General features: G+C 53.4%; 17 protein-coding genes. 10 read left to right on the top strand and 7 right to left on the bottom strand.

The features are described from left to right. Nucleotides 1–21: 21 nt before the first annotated feature. Nucleotides 22–831, bottom strand: coding sequence for an Mrp/NBP35 family ATP-binding protein (locus ACMAY6_RS04245; protein ID WP_435214727.1), 810 nt, complete (start codon nucleotides 829–831; stop codon nucleotides 22–24). A gap of 129 nt (nucleotides 832–960) precedes the next feature. Here ACMAY6_RS04245 and metG point away from each other — a divergent pair, with 129 nt between their 5' ends. The 7 genes from metG (at nucleotide 961) to ACMAY6_RS04210 (ending at nucleotide 7,801) form a co-directional block, all read left to right on the top strand. After that, nucleotides 961–2,604 (top strand): methionine--tRNA ligase, encoded by a 1,644-nt coding sequence (gene metG, locus ACMAY6_RS04240; RefSeq protein WP_435214725.1) that lies wholly within the window; start codon nucleotides 961–963, stop codon nucleotides 2,602–2,604. A gap of 84 nt (nucleotides 2,605–2,688) precedes the next feature. Beyond that, nucleotides 2,689–3,267, top strand: coding sequence for an electron transport complex subunit RsxA (gene rsxA / locus ACMAY6_RS04235; RefSeq protein WP_435214723.1), 579 nt, complete (start codon nucleotides 2,689–2,691; stop codon nucleotides 3,265–3,267). A 2-nt stretch (nucleotides 3,268–3,269) separates the two neighbouring features. Beyond that, a complete protein-coding gene (gene rsxB / locus ACMAY6_RS04230) occupies nucleotides 3,270–3,872 on the top strand; it encodes an electron transport complex subunit RsxB (protein WP_435214722.1) in 603 nt (200 codons plus the stop codon). Further along, nucleotides 3,869–5,410 carry an electron transport complex subunit RsxC gene (rsxC, locus tag ACMAY6_RS04225; protein ID WP_435214720.1) on the top strand — a complete coding sequence of 514 codons (1,542 nt, stop codon included), beginning with the start codon at nucleotides 3,869–3,871 and terminating at the stop codon, nucleotides 5,408–5,410. The genes rsxB and rsxC overlap by 4 nt, the downstream gene beginning before the upstream one ends. Beyond that, nucleotides 5,407–6,438, top strand: coding sequence for an RnfABCDGE type electron transport complex subunit D (locus ACMAY6_RS04220; protein ID WP_435214718.1), 1,032 nt, complete (start codon nucleotides 5,407–5,409; stop codon nucleotides 6,436–6,438). The genes rsxC and ACMAY6_RS04220 overlap by 4 nt, the downstream gene beginning before the upstream one ends. After that, a complete protein-coding gene (gene rsxG / locus ACMAY6_RS04215; protein WP_435214716.1) occupies nucleotides 6,435–7,091 on the top strand; it encodes an electron transport complex subunit RsxG in 657 nt (218 codons plus the stop codon). The genes ACMAY6_RS04220 and rsxG overlap by 4 nt, the downstream gene beginning before the upstream one ends. After that, the gene (locus tag ACMAY6_RS04210) at nucleotides 7,088–7,801 is read left to right on the top strand and encodes an electron transport complex subunit E (protein WP_435214714.1); all 714 of its coding nucleotides are present in this window, start codon (nucleotides 7,088–7,090) and stop codon (nucleotides 7,799–7,801) included. The genes rsxG and ACMAY6_RS04210 overlap by 4 nt, the downstream gene beginning before the upstream one ends. A gap of 10 nt (nucleotides 7,802–7,811) precedes the next feature. On the opposite strand, the gene ACMAY6_RS04205 is transcribed toward ACMAY6_RS04210, so the two are convergent. From ACMAY6_RS04205 to ACMAY6_RS04190, 4 genes are read right to left on the bottom strand one after another with little or no spacing between them, the layout of a single operon-like run. Next, complete coding sequence (locus ACMAY6_RS04205; protein ID WP_435214712.1) at nucleotides 7,812–8,207, bottom strand: hypothetical protein; 396 nt, start codon at nucleotides 8,205–8,207, stop codon at nucleotides 7,812–7,814. Further along, on the bottom strand, nucleotides 8,204–8,659 hold the full coding sequence (locus ACMAY6_RS04200) for a GNAT family N-acetyltransferase (RefSeq protein ID WP_435214710.1): 456 nt from the start codon (nucleotides 8,657–8,659) through the stop codon (nucleotides 8,204–8,206). The genes ACMAY6_RS04205 and ACMAY6_RS04200 overlap by 4 nt, the downstream gene beginning before the upstream one ends. A gap of 33 nt (nucleotides 8,660–8,692) precedes the next feature. Continuing rightward, the gene (locus tag ACMAY6_RS04195; RefSeq protein WP_435214708.1) at nucleotides 8,693–9,457 is read right to left on the bottom strand and encodes a hypothetical protein; all 765 of its coding nucleotides are present in this window, start codon (nucleotides 9,455–9,457) and stop codon (nucleotides 8,693–8,695) included. A gap of 19 nt (nucleotides 9,458–9,476) precedes the next feature. Then, nucleotides 9,477–10,301, bottom strand: coding sequence for a glycosyltransferase (locus ACMAY6_RS04190; protein WP_435214706.1), 825 nt, complete (start codon nucleotides 10,299–10,301; stop codon nucleotides 9,477–9,479). Between the two features lie 218 nt (nucleotides 10,302–10,519). Between ACMAY6_RS04190 and ACMAY6_RS04185 the strand changes: the two genes are divergently transcribed. Further along, entirely contained in the window at nucleotides 10,520–13,660 is a 3,141-nt protein-coding gene (locus ACMAY6_RS04185; protein WP_435214704.1) for a beta strand repeat-containing protein, read from the top strand. A 398-nt stretch (nucleotides 13,661–14,058) separates the two neighbouring features. Next, entirely contained in the window at nucleotides 14,059–15,621 is a 1,563-nt protein-coding gene (locus tag ACMAY6_RS04180; protein ID WP_435214703.1) for a long-chain-fatty-acid--CoA ligase, read from the top strand. Nucleotides 15,622–15,680: 59 nt separating this feature from the next. Here the strand turns inward: ACMAY6_RS04180 and ACMAY6_RS04175 are convergent, their stop codons facing one another. Beyond that, on the bottom strand, nucleotides 15,681–17,483 hold the full coding sequence (locus tag ACMAY6_RS04175; protein ID WP_435214701.1) for a tetratricopeptide repeat protein: 1,803 nt from the start codon (nucleotides 17,481–17,483) through the stop codon (nucleotides 15,681–15,683). A 22-nt stretch (nucleotides 17,484–17,505) separates the two neighbouring features. Next, nucleotides 17,506–18,087, bottom strand: coding sequence for a pyridoxamine 5'-phosphate oxidase family protein (locus ACMAY6_RS04170; protein WP_435214699.1), 582 nt, complete (start codon nucleotides 18,085–18,087; stop codon nucleotides 17,506–17,508). 119 nt (nucleotides 18,088–18,206) lie between these two features. Here ACMAY6_RS04170 and ACMAY6_RS04165 point away from each other — a divergent pair, with 119 nt between their 5' ends. Further along, complete coding sequence (locus tag ACMAY6_RS04165; protein ID WP_435214697.1) at nucleotides 18,207–19,364, top strand: DUF819 family protein; 1,158 nt, start codon at nucleotides 18,207–18,209, stop codon at nucleotides 19,362–19,364. Nucleotides 19,365–19,397: the final 33 nt, after the last annotated feature.

Below are 19,397 nucleotides of genomic sequence, written 5' to 3'. Positions count from 1 at the left end.
ATCAGTACTCCAGCTCTAGGTTCAATCGTCGCCCATGGTGATTACGGGCCCTGCATTAGGTTTGGCGGCACAAAGGCTCAGCCATAAGGCGGACGCAGCCTGCTGAAAGCCCTGGGAAGCAGGATCCTCAGGCGCTTCATGCAGCATGGCGACACCCGCATCGGCAGTTTCCCTAACAATCTTCGATAAGGGAAGACTAGCCAGCACATCAACATCGTATTGGCCTGCCATTTGCTCACCACCGCCACTGCCGAATATTGGTTCCTCATGCCCGCACTGCGAGCATACGTGGGTGGCCATATTCTCGATTACCCCCAGCACGGGGATGTCTACCTTGCGGAACATCTCAATGCCTTTCTTGGCGTCGATGAGGGCAATATCCTGTGGCGTGGTCACGATGACTGCCCCCGCTAAGGCCGCCTTTTGTGCCAGCGTCAGCTGGATGTCTCCGGTGCCCGGAGGCATATCGACCAACAAAACGTCCAACTCCCCCCAAAGGGTTTGTTCAAGCATCTGAACCAGCGCTCCGCTCGCCATGGGCCCACGCCAGACCATGGCAGTTGACTCATCTGTCAGAAACGCCATCGACATGGCTTTGATTCCGTTTACTGAAACAGGGTGGAGCCATTTTTCACCCTCCTGCTCAGGCGTAATTTCCGGGCTCACACCCAGCATACGACGCTGACTGGGCCCATAAATATCCGCATCCAACAGACCAACCGACCGACCTTGCTGCTGCAGTGCGAAGGCAAGATTCATGGTGACCGTGGATTTTCCCACCCCCCCTTTTCCGGAGGCGATGGCGACAATATATTTCGGTTGTGTTTGCATTTTCTGGCTGCCCATTTTTCCGGCTGGGTAAAAAAGAGCGCAAGTATACCTAACTGGCTCAACTCAGCATGAAACAGTGCTTGTGTTCCGGTAGACTTCGCTCACTTCATTATCAGGCTCTAGCCCCGTATGACCTCTGCAACGCGGAATATACTCGTCACATCAGCCCTCCCCTACGCCAATGCTCCGCTGCACCTTGGACACATATTGGAGCAGGTGCAAGCCGATATCTGGGTGAGATTTCAGCGCTCACGAGGACACCAATGTATATACGTGTGCGCGGACGACGCCCATGGTACAGCTATCATGCTTGCGGCAGAAAAAGCCGGAACTTCGCCAGAAACACACATTGAGCGCGTTCGGCTAAACCATTTAGAAGATTCGACGGGCTTTCTCATTGGTTTTGATAACTACGCCTCCACCCACTCCCCCGAAAACCAACAGTGGTCCGCTGAAATTTTCAACCGATTAGACACTCAGGGACACATTGGCAGCCGCGAAATCACTCAGGCTTTCGACCCCGACAAAGGTCTTTTTCTAGCCGATCGGTTCATTAAAGGAACCTGCCCGCGCTGCAAAACTCCCGATCAATACGGCGACAACTGCGAAGCCTGCGGGGCCACCTATAGCCCCACAGATCTGATCGATCCTGTTTCAGCGCTTTCAGGGGCCACACCCATTGAAAAAGCGTCAGATCATCTGTTTTTTCAGCTATCCCATTTCCACGAACTTCTTGAAAAGTGGACATCAAGCGGCAGTCTGCAACCCGCTATTCGCAATAAATTACGTGAATGGATCGACGCAGGTCTGCAGGATTGGGATATCAGTCGCGATGCCCCCTACTTTGGCTTTGAGATCCCCGGACACCCGGGAAAATATTTCTACGTCTGGCTCGACGCCCCCATTGGCTATATTGCCAGCTGCCTTGACTACTGCCAGCGGGAGAACGTCGATTTCGATCAGTGGTGGCAGCCGGGACATGACACTGAGCTCTATCACTTTATTGGTAAAGACATCATCAACTTCCACGGCTTGTTTTGGCCGGCAATGCTGCAAGCTGCAGAGTTGCGTCTACCGACAGCTATTTACGCCCACGGCTTCCTGACCGTTGATGGGACAAAAATGTCTAAAAGCCGCGGCACCTTCATACATGCCAGTGCCTACCTAAAACACCTTGACCCTGAGTACCTGCGCTACTACTTTGCTGCCAAGCTGGGGGCCGGCGTTGATGACTTCGACTTGAATCTCGATGACTTCATCAAACGCGTAAACTCAGACCTAGTCGGCAAGGTGGTCAATATTGCGAGTCGATGCGCGGGATTTTTGCGTAAAAAGTTTGCCAACACCCTAAGTGAGCAGTGTGCAGAGCCCGCCCTAGTTCAACGTTTTATCGACGCCGGCGACGATATAGCCGCACTTTACGAAGCCCGTGAATTCAGTCGTGCTATGCGTGAAATCATTGCCTTAGCCGACCAAGCTAATCAGTACATCGATGACAAAAAGCCCTGGGTTCTCGCAAAAGAGCCGGGCAGCGAGGCTGAGGTGCAGGCGGTATGCTCGGTAGGAATCAATCTTTTCCGTGCACTGATCACCTACCTGAAGCCTGTTCTGCCCAACATGGCAGAGCGGTCGGAATTATTTCTCAAGGTTAACCTAAACTGGCATGACCTCGATGCGCCGTTATTGGCCCATGAGTTAAACGACTTTCAGCCGCTGTTGCAGCGGGTAGACCCCGATAATGTTGCCGCTATGGTCGAGGACGGAAAGTCTTAAGCATATAACACCAAAACATTACCGTAACGCTCGGTTTTGTCTAGAATAGGGCCAGACTAAACTTCAGGGTTGCCGGAGCTGCGCATGCTGGCCGATTACGCACTACTCCTAGCGGGGACAGTGCTCGTCAATAATTTTGTTCTTGTCCAATTTTTGGGGTTGTGTCCGTTTATGGGCGTCTCCAATAAACTTGAGACGGCGATGGGTATGTCGGCTGCCACAACTTTTGTGCTGACACTCGCATCGGTCTGCAGCTATCTCACCTACACATGGCTGCTGGTACCCCTAGACCTCACCTACCTACGCACCATAAGCTTTATCTTGGTTATCGCCGTCGTTGTGCAATTCACTGAAATGGTGGTGCGTAAGTCCAGCCCGCTGCTGCACCGCGTGTTGGGCGTGTACTTGCCGTTGATTACCACCAATTGCGCCGTGTTAGGGGTGGCGTTACTCAACATCAATCAGGCACATAACTTCACCCAATCCTTATTTTATGGATTTGGCGCCGCTGTGGGGTTTTCCTTAGTTTTAGTGTTGTTCGCAGCCATGCGCGAGCGCCTCACCGTAGCCGACGTTCCCGAACCTTTTCAGGGGGCCGCTATCGGCATGATCACGGCCGGACTTGCTTCCCTTGCCTTCATGGGCTTTGCAGGGTTGGTGTAAGAATGCTGACCCTACTTCAAAGCGACCCCTTACTCGCAGCCCTACTAGCCCTTTTAGGTCTGGGGCTGGGATTTGGTGGCATATTGGGGTACGCGTCAGTGCGCTTTAAAACTGAGGGCAACCCACTTGTTGATCAAATCAATCAGTTGCTACCGCAAACGCAATGCGGCCAGTGCGGCCACCCTGGCTGTAAGCCCTATGCCACCGCCATTGCAGAGGGCGGAGCGATTAACAAGTGCCCACCCGGGGGGCAAGAAACCATAGACGCCCTTGCCGATTTATTGGATGTCGAGCCTCTAACCCTCGATGCAGAACACGGCGAAGAAAAAGAGCCCAACGTGGCCTACATCCGTGAGGACGAGTGTATTGGCTGCACCAAGTGCATTCAGGCCTGCCCTGTTGACGCCATTTTAGGCGCGGCCAAGCTGATGCACACGGTGATTGCAGATGAATGTACAGGCTGCGACCTGTGCGTTGAACCCTGCCCTGTGGATTGCATCGATATGCTGCCGCGCAAGGGCGGTATTGAACACTGGCGCTGGGAGCTGCCCGAGCCCAGCGAAAATAAAAACAACATCATCGCTACCGATCGTGAAGCCGCATGAACACTTTTTTTAATATTCATGGCGGCATCCACCCAGAAGAGGAAAAGCACCTTTCCAACCCTGGCACGGTGTTAGATGCAGGTTTACCTCAATCACTCGTTCTGCCGCTGTCGCAACATATCGGTAAGCCCTCGAGTTTATGCGTAAAGCCTGGCGACTATGTGCTGGGAGGCCAACTCTTGGCGGAGGCAGACGGCATGGTAAGCGTACCGCTGCACGCACCCACCTCAGGTACTGTCATTGCCATAGAACCCAGGCCAGTACCTCACCCCTCGGCACTTGATAACTTGTGCTTGGAGCTCGCCTGTGATGGTGAAGATCGCTGGATAGAATACCGCGGTTGCGAGGATTGGCGCACTGAAACGCCCGAGTCATTAATCTCCCGCATAAGTGCTGCAGGCATTGCCGGCATGGGCGGCGCCGGGTTTCCAACCGCAGTAAAACTCATGGCTAGGGAGCGGCTGCCCTTAACAACGTTAATCATCAACGGCACAGAGTGCGAACCCTACATTACCGCCGACGACACGCTTATGCAGGTTGACGCGGCAGGCATTGTCGAAGGCGCTCAAATACTTGCACGGATATTAGCTGTTGAAGATATTTTACTGGCTGTCGAAGACAATAAACCCGCAGCACTCGCGGCTATGCGCGAAGCAGCAGAGACTGCAGGCGAGCACTGCAAGGTCATGACCTTCCCCACAAAATATCCATCCGGAGGTGAGAAGCAGCTCATCGAGATTTTGACCGGACAACAAGTTCCTGCCGGAGGGCTCCCAGCTGACTTGGGGATTGTTTGCCAGAACCCGGGAACGGCAGTAGCCGCTAGGGACGCAGTCTGTCATGGCAAACCCCTCACTGACCGCATTGTGACTTTGACGGGACGCGCTCTTATGCGCCCTGGCAATTACCGTACCCGATTGGGGACCCCAATTGAGCATCTGCTGACCGTCGCCGGCTTTGACCCCAGTCAAAACCGGCGACTTATTCATGGTGGACCCATGATGGGCTTCGCTCTTGAGTCTGCCGCGGTTCCCATTGTGAAGACCACAAACTGTATTCTTGTTCCCACAGAACAGGAGTTGCCAACGCCCCCAGATGCGCAGGCTTGTATACGCTGTGGGCTTTGTGCGGAGGCTTGTCCAGCTTCACTGTTACCTCAACAGCTTTACTGGTATGCCCGTGCTAAAGATCAGGAACAACTAGAGCGCCATCATTTAGCCGATTGTATTGAGTGCGGTGCGTGCTCGTGGGTATGCCCCAGCCATATTCCTCTGGTGCAATATTATCGAGCCGCCAAGGGAATGATACGTGAGTCCAAGGCCGAGAAAGTACGGTCAGACCGCTCTCGAGATCGGTTCGAAGCCCGTGAAGCACGACTAGAACAAGAAGCCATTGCGCGCGAGACACAACGCGCAGCCCGCCGTGCCGCGGCTGAGAAAAAGGCGGCTGCAGGCGGCGCCGACGACCCTGTCGCTGCTGCCATCGCCCGAGCTAAGGCAAAAAAAGAAAGCGCGGGTAATGAGGAAAGCGGCTCTTGAACTTCCTCCGTATCACTTCACCCCATGGCCACGGCCCCCTCACAACCACTCAGGTTATGCAGGCCGTCTTGTTGGCCACGCTGCCAGGCATTGGGGTTTTAACGTGGTTTTTTGGCCCGGGCACCCTGATCAATATTTTATTCGGGGGCCTATTGGCACTCGCTCTCGAATACAGCGCGCTGCGCCTTCGAGACCGCAGCCCAAAGCGGTATTTGCAAGACTACAGCGTGCTTGTAACCTCCACGCTGCTTTGTATTGCACTTCCCCCTTACGCTCCCTGGTGGTTGGTCACAGCCGGTATTTTGTCGGCAGTCATTCTAGGTAAGCATGTTTTCGGTGGTTTGGGTTACAACCCCTTCAACCCCGCCATGGTTGGTTACGTGGTGCTGCTAATTTCATTCCCCCTACAAATGTCGAGCTGGCAAGCGCCTCGGGGCCTTGGCGAGATACCCGGCGTCGCTGAGTCCCTGACCGCCCTGTTAGTCCCCGCCAGCTATGATGGCGTCACTATGGCGACGCCCCTCGATATTCTGCGCCAGAATAAAGGGCTGTTAATAGACGACCTTTATAACAACAGTCCGCAGTTTGGTCAGTGGGCGGGAATTGGCTGGGAGTGGGTGAACATCGCCTTTCTGGCAGGTGGGGCCTGGTTGATTTATCGCGGCATCTTTACTTGGCATGCCCCAGTCGCCATGCTTTTTACTTTAGGGCTTTGTGCAGCCATCGGTTTCGATAGCGGCAGCTCCGAGAGTGGCGGATCGCCCTTATTTCATTGGCTCAGCGGCGCCACCATGTTTGGGGCCTTTTTTATCATTACAGACCCTGTCAGCGGAGCGACATCGAATCGCGGGCGACTCGTGTTTGGGGCCCTAGTCGGAGTGCTGCTGTACCTGATCCGGGTGGCGGGCAATTATCCTGATGCCGTGGCTTTTGCCGTTTTAATTCTCAATTTCGCGGCGCCGTTTATTGATCAGTACACACAGCCGGTCACCTATGGTCATAAACCCAGTAAGAGGGATGACGAGTGAAGGCCGCCGTTGCTATTTCACGTTCCGCACTGTTTCTGGGCATTTTCGCAGCATTGGCTGCCGTATTGATTGCATGGACGTGGGCGACAACAAAAACGGATATTGAGCGTTCAATACGTGAGGCCGAAGCGCGGCAGCTTTTAGAAATTTTTCCTGCCAATACCCACAACAACAGCCTTATCGATGATCGTTTTATGCTTGAAGCCAACACCCCACTACTGGAACTGCGGAGCGCACGCAGTGGCTACACTGTGCGATTCGATGAAACCGTGGTGGGTGTCATTCTTCCTGCAACAGCGCGAGACGGTTACAGCGGAGACATCGAATTACTCGTTGGTGTCACCGCCGACGGCGAGATCGCGGGTGCCCGAGTCGTGTCTCATAAAGAAACACCGGGGCTGGGGGATGGCATCGACACCAGAAAGTCACCTTGGATACTGAGCTTTGACGGACGTTCGCTAAGGTCTCCTTTGCAGGCTGAGTGGAGCGTCAAAAAAGATGGTGGTGCTTTCGACCAATTTACTGGCGCTACGGTGACGCCTAGAGCCGTTGTTGCCGCCATCCGTCGCACACTTGAGTATCAAGCCCTGCATCGAGACCGGCTATTCGAGGTAGACCCGACGCACAATACCGCCGTGGAGACTGGCCCATGACAACACCAACCTACGCCACGCTAACCCACAATGGACTCTGGAAGAACAATCCTGCTTTGGTGCAGCTGCTGGGGCTGTGCCCCTTGCTTGCGGTCTCCGCATCTGTTGTGAACGCTCTGGGCCTGGCAGCAGCCACCTTGTTTGTTTTAATCAGTTCCAATTTATGCGTATCGGTAGTGCGGAATATCGTCTCAGACACGATTCGACTCCCCGTTTTTGTCATGATCATTGCGGCATCAGTGACAGCCATTGAACTGCTCATGCAGGCATACACCTACGAGCTCTATCAAATTCTGGGTATTTTTCTGCCACTAATAACAACAAACTGCATCATTCTTGGCCGGGCGGACGCCTTCGCGGCAAAGAACCCGGTATTACCCTCAATTTACGATGGCTTTATCATGGGCGTTGGCTTTGGTGCCGTTTTGGTCGTCTTGGGGGCGATTCGCGAGTTGCTGGGAACGGGCGGCTTGTTTGCTAACATGCAGCTGCTTTTTGGTGATAGTGCCCGACAATGGCACTTCATAATCTCGGCAGATTACCCCGCGCTGTTACTGGCTATCCTGCCTCCCGGCGCATTTATCGTGACCGGCTTTCTCATTGCCGGTAAAAACGCTTGGGACAACGCGGCAACTCGCAGATCTGAGGCAACCAAAGCCCCGGTTATTGCCGGTACCAAACGCGTTCGAGTTACCGGAAAAATATCCTGATGGTGCGGCTTTAATCCGCGACGACTAAAGTTCCTAAAATCTCGATTACCGCCGCGTCATCCATACCTGCATTCTCCGCATCACAGACGTAGGTAATGTAGAGCAAGACTGAAGTGGCCGAAACATACCATTCTTGAACGTGGGTATCCTCGTCGAGGAAGCTTCCGGTTAACCCCTTGAACTGACCGATCTCAGTGTCTTTCCAGCTGGCGACTTCCGGTGACTCCTCCTTTGCCATTGCAACGATTTCAGAGGGCGTTACCTTCCCGCTGTCTTTGCATAAGGTAGTGATCTCAATTTCTCCCACCTCATCGGCATCACCAATTCTAACCACGTCATCGTCATAGTCCCCCGACCACTCGGGGGGAAGTAACAGACACCAGTGGTCGGTCTCTAAAATATTCATGGATTGAGCATCGCCTCAATATTTACAGCCATAAGAATGGCATCCTCCCTACCCTCTTGAACACGGTAATAATTGGGCCGTTGGCCAACAGTTTCAAAACCCAGACCTTCATACAACCCCCTGGCCGCATGGTTACTCTGCCGGACCTCCAGCCTACAGACGGTCGCCCCAAAACACTTCAGCTCCATCAGCGCAAAACTTAATAGCGATGCAGCTAGCCCTATGCGACGTTTATTTTCGGCAACGCGAATGTCAATGAGTTCGCATTCCTCACCTACATGCGTAAACCAAGCGCTCGCAGCAGCCTCAGCGCCGTCCGCCCAATACCAGGCTTTACACGTAGCCGGTTGCGCGATCAAATCCATGAGAAAGTTTAATGATGGGCCAGCGGCTGCCTCATAGAGCGGCCTTAATTTTTCTCTCGTTATTGCTTGTATCGGCTGTGCACCCATGAAAACACCTGTTGAATTGGGCGATGTGGCCTCTCAAGACCGGGGGGTATGAGTCTTAAGCACCTGCCAGGCCTCTCGCTTAAGTAAGGGTTCTTCAAGCATGGACAATGTTGACGGGATGATGAGTTGGGTCAGCGCTGGAGGCACGTTCACCCACTCGCTGCAGGCAGGCCCCATAAGGATCATACCTAGCGCCTGCCTTTCCCGGGCAAGCCGCCGTAACTGACCCGCAACACTTTGCTTTGCCGACTCGGCATCTTTAGACAGGTGGGCGTGTTCAGCCAAGGGCCAATCAAATTGGTGGTGCTTCAGGTTGACTGCGCCTTGAGTAATAGCTCGAGCCATACCTTCAACCAACTGCAATTGCTCCCTCCGAATGAGGCTATCCTCAATTTGTTCGAGCCATAACCATGAGCCCGCTTCAACAATGAGCAGCTGAAACGCAACGGCTTCGGTATCGGCCAACGTAAGCGCGCTGGGCTTCGGTTCACTTTGATTTCTCACCCGCTCAGAAGTACTGGCACCTTCAGGCCGCGGCTGGGCTGCCTTAGCAGAGGGTTGAACCTGCGTGGATGAACCCTGATTCACTTGAGTTTTACTTGGGATGGCATTGTGCAGGGCCGAGCTCGCCACGGGGCTGACTTCAGCTTGTGGAGGACATTCAAGTTGCTTCGCAACTCGGGCACCCGGAGGGTTGAAGCGCGCCACTAGAGGTTGCACCCCAAGCAGCGATAGGATGCCTCGTCGTCGTTGTTCAGCCGCCCATAGATTTTGGTGATCGATTTCTTCCATGGTCATATTGTGGCACGTCCCCTCGTTAGACCCAACGCCAACCCCATGTTCGAAAGAAACGAATTCCCCCTGACATGAACCAGCCAATGTGACGAAATCCTTTCCTAGCCGCCCCGCCCCCATGATGGATAATGCGTACACTAGGGTCTCGAACCACTCGTCCTTTGCTCGCTAGGCGCATGCACAGATCGTAATCTTCAAAATACATAAAAAACCGCTCATTGAAGCCACCGACCGCCCGCAATGCATCTGATCGCGCAGCCATGCAGCATCCAGACAATAGCGGAACGTCCTGCAAGTCGCCTTCATCGGCCAAATCTCTCAGCTCGTACGACGCCAATCGCTGGGAAAAGCAGCGGGACAAGAATGGTAGGCCCAAAGCCCTCAAAAGCAGAACCAAAACGCTCGGGTAGCGCTTGGCCAGATGCTCCTCATCCCCCAACGCGTTGGCACCTCGTGGCGCCATAATTGTGACATCAGGATGATCTCGCAGGCTTTTCAACACCTGAACCAAGGCATTCTCAGAAAGTTCAACATCGGGATTCAGCATTAAGTGATAGTCTCCCAACGCCTTGTCCAAAACCGTGTTATGTCCCGCGCCGTAGCCGTCGTTGCTCTCCCGAGCAATGTAGTGGAGCTGGAGCGAGCTTCCAGCACCTAATTTACGTGTTATCTCCCCCACAGCCGCTGAATAAACCGCCGACTGACTTTGATCTACCAAATAGAGCGGTAGGTCAGCGCCGATAAATTGAGCGCCTTTATCCAAACTCGCCACCAGAGCTTCCAACTGCTCCAACGAACTGTGGTAAAGCACCACGGCGGCGCTTAGGGAAGGGAGTTGCTGATTCATGGCAGTGACACTTGGCATCGTCATAGAGTAACAGCAGCGGTTTACCTAGGCAGATTTAACTGCCCTAAAAATGAAAAATCTACGGGAAAATGCGGTTTTCTTTCTCGGTGCAGTCTAATATTTTCATTGGGAACTGGACTGCTTCCTTGCGCTTGCCATGATAAAGTCGCAACAAATAATGACACCTCAGTATTTTAGTTTTAAAGGGAGAATGTGTAATGCTCAATCGGTGGTTAAGGACAACGAACCGGTTTATTAGTGTTACTGCGGCAGCGCTACTGATTGCTGCCTGCGGCGGCGGTGGCGGCACAGGCGGTGGTGGTTTCCTTGGTAACGAAGGTGCCCAGCAGATTGATGCCGTCATTGCCATTGCGGCTACCAACGCTGCAGGCGATGTTGACAATCAACTCTCTGGCAGCAACCCACTGAGTATTGAAGTCACCCTAGAGCGCAGCAATGGCGACCCAATCGCCAATGCCGTTGTTGAGCTAGGCGCTACGGTGGGAACGGTTAGCCCCGATAATGGTTCAGCACTCACTGACGCCAACGGCGTTGCAGTTTTTGAAGTCACGTTTGATGGCACCGAGGGGGCAGGTACCTTGACCGCCACCTATACCGAGTCAGCGCAGTCTGTTGACGTGTCTTTGAGTATTCAAGCGGCCGCAGGGGCATCGGCTTACCTTCTAGACCTTGCAACAACAGGCCCCTCAGGCAACGTGACGCAACGCTTTTCTAGCACCGACCCCTTAACCGTCACCATCACCCTCTTCAGTGTTGAGGGAGCTATCAAGACACCAGTGACCAATGAAATCATTACACTGGTAAGCTCAATAGGCACGGTCGACCCCTCCAATGGCTCTGCACTGACGGACGATAGCGGTCTGGCAACCTTTTTGATCGAGGCCCAGACCGATCTGGGGGCCGGTGTCATCACCGCCACTTATGAGCCATCGATAGACGCAGCAGGAACAGCCAGCGAGGTTTTTTCGCGATCACTCAATATAGAAGCTAAGGCAGCAGATTCCACTATCGGTAGTTTTAGCTTGGACTTAGAACTCCTAAACGCTGCCGGCAATACCACGACTGAAATCGCTGCTGAGGCGCCGGTGACTGCTCGCGTAACCCTAACTACAACATCAGCCACAGCAGCTGTTGAATCCCGAATTATCAATCTTACCAGTGACATCGCAACCATTGATCCAGCCAATGGCAGCACCCTGACAAATGCGGCCGGCGTTGCGGAATTTACGCTAACAGCGAGCAGCACTCTGGGGGCCGGCACGGTAACTGCAAGCTTTGCTACCGACAACGCCTCATTGATTGAGACTGCAGTCCTAGAATCGGTCTCGGCGGAGTTAGACACCGCCCTGTCCATCGTGATTTTGGGCGCTGACGGCAATGCCAGCAATACGCTGAAAGAGGACAACCCGCTCACCGTTCGTGTTTCGATAGTCGATCTCGATGACGCGATTCAAAACGTTGACGATGAAATTATTACTTTGGCCTCAGATTTGGGGACTGTTGCCCCAGCCAATGGATCGGCTCTTACTGACGATGGCGTGGCTGAATTTACTTTGGAGTTCAACGGTACAGTCGGCGCGGGAGCCGTCACTGCCACTTATGCAACTGCTCAGGGTGATCTGCAGCTCACTGAAAATCTCGAGGCGCAGACCGATGCAGATAGCCTTTTTGTCCTGAGCATGAGTCGCAGCACTGGCTCCCTAACGCCATCTAACCCAGTGACTGTTACAGTCAATTTGCGCTCGGGTTCAGCCTCTGGCCCCGCTGTTGCTGGTGAACTGGTGTCCCTGACCAGTCAAATCTCTGACATTACCCCTAGTAATGGCTCGGCCATCACTGACGCCTCAGGCAATGCCACTTTTACACTTCAATACAATGGCGTCGATGGCGCCGGTGTTGCGACAGCAAGCTACACCTCTGCGGAGGGCAATACGTTTAGCAATAGCCTCAACGTCACTTCCAGCCAAGGCACACCGCTTTACAGTCTCGCAATCACGAAACCTACGTCAGGCAGCAGCTTCGATGAGGATGGTGTGGACGTGGAGGTCAACCTGACCGCGGACGCCACGTCGAGCGTTCAAAGCCAAGTAATCGCGCTAGCAACGACGGTAGGCGCAATCTCTCCCAGCAATGGACAAGCTCTGACTGACTCCGATGGCAATGCCAATTTTCGACTGATTGGGGATGGCACGACGGGTGCCGGATTGCTCACAGCAACATTTACCGATGCTGATGGCAACATTTATGAAGATGTCACTAGTGTGAGCATGGAGGCAAAGGATCTGCCCGAAAACAAATTGCGACTGTTGTTTGTGAGTGCTGCGCCAACCACTATCGCAATTAAAGGTTCGGGGGGTGGGGCCGGCACCCAGGAAACCGCCATTGTCAGCTACCAAGTGCTTGATTCTGAGGGCGTGGGGGTCGCCGATGTTGAGGTTAAATTTGAACTTACTACAAGTTTAGGTGGCATTCTGGTGAACGGAGAAGATGCGGCGGCCGCGGGCGTCAACGTCACTGACACCACTGACGCGCAAGGGGTAGTTAGGGCTGTCGTACAATCGGGAACGTTACCGACCCCCGTTAGAGTTGCTGCATGTTTGATAAAAGATTCAGACGATCCAGACGATCCAGACGATCCAGACGATCCAAAACCTTGTGATAACAATTTCCCGCCTGTACTGTCGGATACTCTGACTATTGCGGTGGGAGTGCCCGTAGCCAGTCGGTATAACATTTATAAGTCATCCACAAGCGCCTGTACGGGGCCCACTGATACGGCGGGCACGGTTTGCACCTTAGAAATCGCTGCCTTCGAGCGAACGGGCAACCCTGTAGTCGATGGCACCGTTGCCAATGTTGTTTCTAGCTGCGGGGGCGTTGGCCAATCTGGCGATAATGGGTCTACCGGCTCTTGCGTTTTCGGAGCCGAAAGCTTTGGGCGCTGTGAGGTCGAGTGGGTGGCACCTGAGAACATGATCAGTCCAACGGTCTGTCCTGATAGCGCCCCTGTTCGGGTATTGGCCTACACCCTCGGCGAAGAAGATTTCGACGACGCAAATGGCAATGGGTACTTTGACCCCGGCGAATTTGACCCTGATAAAGATGATAAAGGGGAGGCGTTTTTAGACCTTAACGACAATGACCAACTAGATCTGAACGAATCAAAAACATTTTTCGTCGATTGGAACAACTCCGGGGCGTGGGAGGGAAACACAGGCCTCAAGTCAGACCGTTCTAGCACGCTCTACAACGGAACGGCATGTGTGACCAATGTGGGGACTGCTGACTGCTCTAACGAGCTTATTTATGTCTATGACGTCGCAGACCCTACGCAGTAATACCTGCTGAGTGACAGCAGCACCCTTAGGGGTGCTTTTTTTTGTGCTGCGACTTTGGATAATTCACCAATATTGGCAAAACCACCTCGCGTCACTAAACCTTTCTATTCTTTACCAAATTTTTGAGTTGCGATTTTTCCACGGGGTTAAACGACCGAGCAATGCCACTAAGCAACAGTCGCTCATCAAAACTTAAAGCAGTGGTGTACCAAGAGTTGACCTCGCAATAACACCCTGAAAACTTTGGCCTCATAAACGCTTCCTCAGTTTATGGCCGCTACTAACTAAAGAATAACTGCTGTTTTGAAGCTTGATCATTAGAGTTTTTCTGCCTATTGTCGTTCGAATCACAGAACCAAAGCTTTCCAATTAGAACTACAAGACGAGGGACGTCGAACGTGCTGCTCCACCAACCTATCGACTACCACGCCGAGCGGCGCCCCACCCATGCAGCGCTAAACGGCCATGACTTTGAGTGGGATTATCGAACGCTGGTTGACCGGTCGCACACAATAGCCCGGCTACTTCTCGACGCCGGCGTCAAAAGAGAAGACCGAATCGGCGTACTAGGGCTCAACTCGGCGGCTTATTTCGCAATACTCTTGGGAGCTAGCCGCATCGGTGCCGTCACGGTTTCGGTCAACTTTCGACTCGCACCCGCGGAGCTGGCGTTTGTCCTCGATGATGCTCAGGTCGATATTCTTTTTGTTACCGACAACAGCATTGATGCAACGATCACCCAAACCATCGCCATTCGTGAGCTGCCCACCCGGCTGATTGCCAATCGAAGCGATGCTTTCCTAACGCTGTCTACAGCGATAAACCAAGAAGTTGAACCCTATCGAGAAATCGGCCAAGTCGACGAACATAGCCCTGCCCTGCAGCTCTACACCAGCGGAACCACCGGCAAACCCAAAGGCGCGGTACTTAGTCATCGCAATATTTTATCGTTGACGCAAATGATGGGTATCGCCAACGACGGCGCCTACAATGCCGACACCATCAATTTGGTGGTCGCCCCGCTCTTTCATATTGGCGGTACTGGCGTCGCCTATATCGGTCTCGCTTATGGCGCTCACAATATTTTGCATGAAGCGTTTGACCCGCTGCGCGTGGTCGAGACGATTCAGACACAAAGCGTGACCTCGATGTTTATGGTTCCTGCGATGATTCAAGCTATTGTGAAACTCGTGCCGAACGTTCGCGATTATGAGTTTAGCTCATTAGAAAATATTGCCTATGGAGCATCACCCATCAGTGCAACTCTGCTAGAAGAAGCGCTAGAGGTCTTCGATAGCCGCTTTAGTCAGGTCTACGGTATGACCGAGACATCGGGAACAGTCATTGCACTGTCACCCGAAGATCATGAAAGAGCGATCGCGGGATCCCCTCATTTGCTGACCTCCTGCGGCAAAGCCTGCCCCGGCAATGAAGTCAAAATTGTTGATGCTCAGGGCAATGAGCTCGGGCCCAACCAAACAGGGGAAATCTGCTTACGATCTGCCAGTAATATGTTGGAGTACTTCAATCGCCCACAAGCCACAGCTGAAACGTTAATCGATGGTTGGGTTATGACGGGAGATGCCGGAACTATTGACGAAGAGGGCTACATTTACCTTCGTGATCGTCTCAAAGACATGGTGGTGACAGGGGGTGAGAACGTATATCCCGTGGAAGTAGAAAACGTCCTTTCGGGCATCCCAGGTGTTATTGAAGTTGCTGTTATTGGCATTCCTGACGACACCTACGGTGAAGCACTGCTCGCCATATTTGCACTACAACCCGACCATATGATCGATGTCGATGATGTCGTTGCCTTTTGCCGGGATAAGCTAGCGGGCTTTAAGATTCCACGTCGCGTCGAGTTAATCGCGGCACTACCCAGAAACCCTTCCGGAAAAATATTGAAAACAACGTTACGGGAACCCTACTGGCAAGGCATCGAACGGCGCATTTCATAGCAGCCTCAGCATACAACTCACCAATAGCTGGGTTCGCGCAAAATAGACGCCAGTTGCGATTAACTCGGCAAAATATCGTAGCCCACGCTCATGCGTTCGCGAGTGTGACTGAGTGGCTCGGTACCGTGCCAAAGATAGGAAGGAAACACGACCAACGTGCCTTCTCTGGGGAGAATCCAATACTCCGCCGATAATTGCTCGCGAGCTTTAAAGCCCGGCTCACCGAATTTTATCCACCCCTCGGCGGCACTGTAGTTAATGGAGTCAGGGACCCTGAGATAAAAGGCACTCGATAGCCAACCCTGTGAGTGGAAATGATTTTTATGATAGCCCTGATCCCGAAGCCTAATAGACCAGGAATCCGAGAAACGTAAGCCCCCCGTGTTTCGACCTAGGAGAGGATGCGCGTCATCCACCGGCAGGTTTTGGAGGACTGAGTACAGCTGGGTTTCTAAGGCCTGCTGCAACAACTCAATACTGTGATGGCGACGACTGAATAAGTCATCGAGAGTTTGCGTGCCGTTCACCGCCGACTGTTCAACAGGATGGCGTTGGGTGGTGTGTAAAAGGTTGAGAGAGTCCCGAAGGAAGGCCAGAAACGCCGTCAGGCCCTTAAATTCATCGGGGGCACGAACGCTTCGAACCTGCACCAGATGATCGTAATCGACCAACCGCGCATAGCGCTCGGTGTTTTCCGTGTACCGCAACGCTGTCGCGCACAAGGCCCACAGTCCCTGATCTTCCGGGTAACGTTGCAGCAGATCATCCAAGATCTGCAGCGCCTCGCCATAGTCCTCACCCGCGGCCATTAAGGTCGTTGCCAACTCCCGCTGCACACTGGGGTCCCCAGGCGCCAGCCTCATCGCAGATCGAACCGACTCTAGTGCCTCACTATAAAGGCCCTGCTCCCGACAAACGTGACTGAGTTCAGCCTCAAGTAACGCTCGCTCACCTCCGGCTGACTTAGCCGCCTCAAGAATGGCCTGTGCTTCGGAGCCACAACCGTTCAACAGCAACTTTCTGGCAAGTGCGGTAGCAATCCTCCCGTTAGCGGGCTGCTGCTCAAGGACCCTGCGATAGGAGTCTAAATATTGTGGGTGCGCGATCACGCCAAGATAACCATTGAACCAGTCGTGTAAATCTAGATCGTAAGGGCTGAGTTCGAGTGCGCGATTATATGCGGCGACCGCTTCATCCTCCCTATCTGCTTGCGCTAGAGCACTGGCAAGGTTCGTAAATAGCTCGGGAGACTCTGGTGCGTGCTGAGCACCGACTTGCAAATAATTCACGGCATCATCTATGTAACCTAAGGTTTTGAGCGATACCCCCATACCATTAAGAGCCACTGTGTTGTCGGGATCTCCCTCAAGTACCGATTGAAACAATCCTAAAGCGTGCTCTTGCTCTCCGATCTGTTGCGATGCTTGAGCAAGACCGAGGGTGGCATTGCGATGGCCAGGCTTAGCCTGCAAGATTGTTTGGAAGGCAAGACGAGCGTCGTTGTTACGGCTTAGATCAAGTAAGGCCCTGCCTCGATTAATTTGTGCGGGCAGGTGATCAGGTGCCAGTGCCAGGGCCTGATCGTAAAAACCTAATGCAGTCTCAGCCTGACGCAGACTCCGATGAAGGTTGGCCAAGTTCGTGAGGACATGGGGTTGCGGGTCGATCGCTATGCTGGTGGTAAACGCCGCCTCTGCCGCCACGCTGTCCCCCATACCTTTGTAGGCCAAAGCCAAAAGCTGCCAAAAATCAGCAACGCGAGCACACAGCTCTCGCTGAGGTTCTAAGACAGCGAGCGCCTGCTCGGGCAACCTCTCCTGAAGCTTCTGCGCCGCCAGTTGCAGCGTCTCTTGCAGCGTCACTGATGCACCCTAGAAGCGAAGATCAAGGGTTAACCCAATGCTCGTGCCAACACCCATCCTTCAACTGGCTGCGTCTGCGTGTCTGCACTTTGCTCAACACCAAATGATCGATCGCGACTGGGTTCAACTTAAGCAGCGCGAAGGTTTCAGGTGGGGCGTCGGTGATCGCGGCTGCGGCCCCGGTATCTACAGGTCGCCCAGGGCTGCGCCAAAAAAACTGAGCCCTAGCAGCCTCAGACAGTTGCTGCCAAACCTGTTCGCGCAGCGCTAAGTCCTCCTTTGACTGACCTCGGTAATCCACGCAAGTTGTTACTGCTGATATCCTAAATTGCTCTCGTGTCCGAGTGAAATACCAGGCGACCTCAACCGCGGCGTTTTGCTCAAGCTCCACAATTTTCTCGCTCCGACGATCGGTAATCACAAGGAGCGATGTATCATCGGCGCCAAACCCCCGAAACACTACCGTTCGATTTTTTGGATGGCCCTCTGCCGTCACGGTCGCCATTTGAAAATAACGATGGTGAGCATCCCGCCGGTTCTTACGCAAGGCGGCTTTAAGCTGAACAAGCGCCTCGCAGGAGGCATTGGGGGTCATCTCATTCATGACGCAGTGAACCCTTTTTTCAAAAGAACAAAGGAATGACAAAGAACCAATAACGGTGCCTTGGGCGACGTTGTGCCGCGATCGTGCTAGCTTAACGCCTTCGCAGACTGGAAGCTCGAATGTTAGCAATTAATCCAGAGAACCACCTTGGTATCTTTGCGGTGATCATGGTTTTAGCCGGCGCATCATTTTTGCTGGAAAAGACCCGTCTCGGTCGTCAATTGACAGGAACTGTTATGGTGATTCTTGCGGCCATCTTGGCCGCGAATCTGGGAGTTATTCCACACAGCGCTCCCGTCTATGACTTCATTTTTACTTTTTTAGTACCGATGTTAATTCCACTGTTTCTATTTCAAGCTGACCTGCGTCGTCTTTGGCGAGAGGCATCAAGGACAACCCTCGCCTTTCTAGTGGCTACTATTGGTACGGTTGCCGGCATTGTTGTGGCCGCAACATTATTGGACCTCAGTAGCTTGGGCGCAGGAGCGCCGCTTCAGGAGTCAGACCGAGAAGCGGCCATCGTGGGGTTGTTTGCCTCGACGTATATTGGTGGTTCCGTCAACTACGCCGCGCTGGGAGAAATGACCGGCTTGAATCAAGATCGGTCATTTTTTTCAGCGGCAACCGCTGCAGACAACCTTTTTAGTGCTGTTTATCTCAGCTTGATTGCTCTGCTACCCGGGGTCGCTAGGCTAGCGCGCTTTTTCCCGGCGCATCCAACCACGTCGTCGCCCTCCGAAATATCGCAAGCAACGCCCCCACCAGTGACAGCACAGTCACTATGCCTCGCTATCGCCTGTGCTGGGGCCCTAGTGGCAATGAGCGATGGGCTGGTAGCCTATTTTGATATGGGCAGCTATCGCTACGTCACATTGACAACACTTACCCTCGTGCTGGCAACGCTAGTTCCCGCTATACGGGAGTGGCTGGCGGGCGCATTTGAGCTGGGTGTTGCCCTGTCGTTTGCTTTTTTTGCAGCCATCGCAGCGGGCGCCAACCTCACGGCGATGGTAAGCGTGGCACCCACGCTAATCGTTGTTGTCCTGATATTGCTTTCCGTGCACCTGACCACTTTACTTTTTATCGGTGCACTCTCCCGGTTGACCTTGCCCGAGCTCTTAACCGCCTCTAACGCAGCCATTCTTGGTGCTACAACAGCACCCGCCATGGCTGCAGCCAAAGGCTGGCGCGACCAAGTAACTCCCGGTGTCTTAGTCGGCGTACTGGGTTACGCCTTGGGTACATTCATCGGGTCTGCACTTTACAATTATTGGTAACCAAGGAGTCCATCATCGAGACGTCAGCACCCT

It is taken from the genome of Luminiphilus sp. nBUS_16, from assembly GCF_051201645.1.
Lineage (GTDB): Bacteria > Pseudomonadota > Gammaproteobacteria > Pseudomonadales > Halieaceae > Luminiphilus.
This window is presented reverse-complemented; position numbering and strand designations above follow the sequence as displayed.

Bases quoted from the DNA above. Each gene is read 5' to 3' on its own strand.
- ACMAY6_RS04205 (WP_435214712.1), bottom strand. From the start codon at position 8,207: ATGAATATTTTAGAGACCGACCACTGGTGTCTGTTACTTCCCCCCGAG.
- ACMAY6_RS04185 (WP_435214704.1), top strand. From the start codon at position 10,520: ATGCTCAATCGGTGGTTAAGGACAACGAACCGGTTTATTAGTGTTACT.
- metG (WP_435214725.1), top strand. From the start codon at position 961: ATGACCTCTGCAACGCGGAATATACTCGTCACATCAGCCCTCCCCTAC.
- rsxC (WP_435214720.1), top strand. From the start codon at position 3,869: ATGAACACTTTTTTTAATATTCATGGCGGCATCCACCCAGAAGAGGAA.
- ACMAY6_RS04170 (WP_435214699.1), bottom strand. From the start codon at position 18,087: ATGAATGAGATGACCCCCAATGCCTCCTGCGAGGCGCTTGTTCAGCTT.
- rsxB (WP_435214722.1), top strand. From the start codon at position 3,270: ATGCTGACCCTACTTCAAAGCGACCCCTTACTCGCAGCCCTACTAGCC.
- ACMAY6_RS04165 (WP_435214697.1), top strand. From the start codon at position 18,207: ATGTTAGCAATTAATCCAGAGAACCACCTTGGTATCTTTGCGGTGATC.
- ACMAY6_RS04210 (WP_435214714.1), top strand. From the start codon at position 7,088: ATGACAACACCAACCTACGCCACGCTAACCCACAATGGACTCTGGAAG.
- ACMAY6_RS04195 (WP_435214708.1), bottom strand. From the start codon at position 9,457: ATGACCATGGAAGAAATCGATCACCAAAATCTATGGGCGGCTGAACAA.
- ACMAY6_RS04190 (WP_435214706.1), bottom strand. From the start codon at position 10,301: ATGAATCAGCAACTCCCTTCCCTAAGCGCCGCCGTGGTGCTTTACCAC.
- ACMAY6_RS04200 (WP_435214710.1), bottom strand. From the start codon at position 8,659: ATGGGTGCACAGCCGATACAAGCAATAACGAGAGAAAAATTAAGGCCG.
- rsxA (WP_435214723.1), top strand. From the start codon at position 2,689: ATGCTGGCCGATTACGCACTACTCCTAGCGGGGACAGTGCTCGTCAAT.
- ACMAY6_RS04245 (WP_435214727.1), bottom strand. From the start codon at position 831: ATGCAAACACAACCGAAATATATTGTCGCCATCGCCTCCGGAAAAGGG.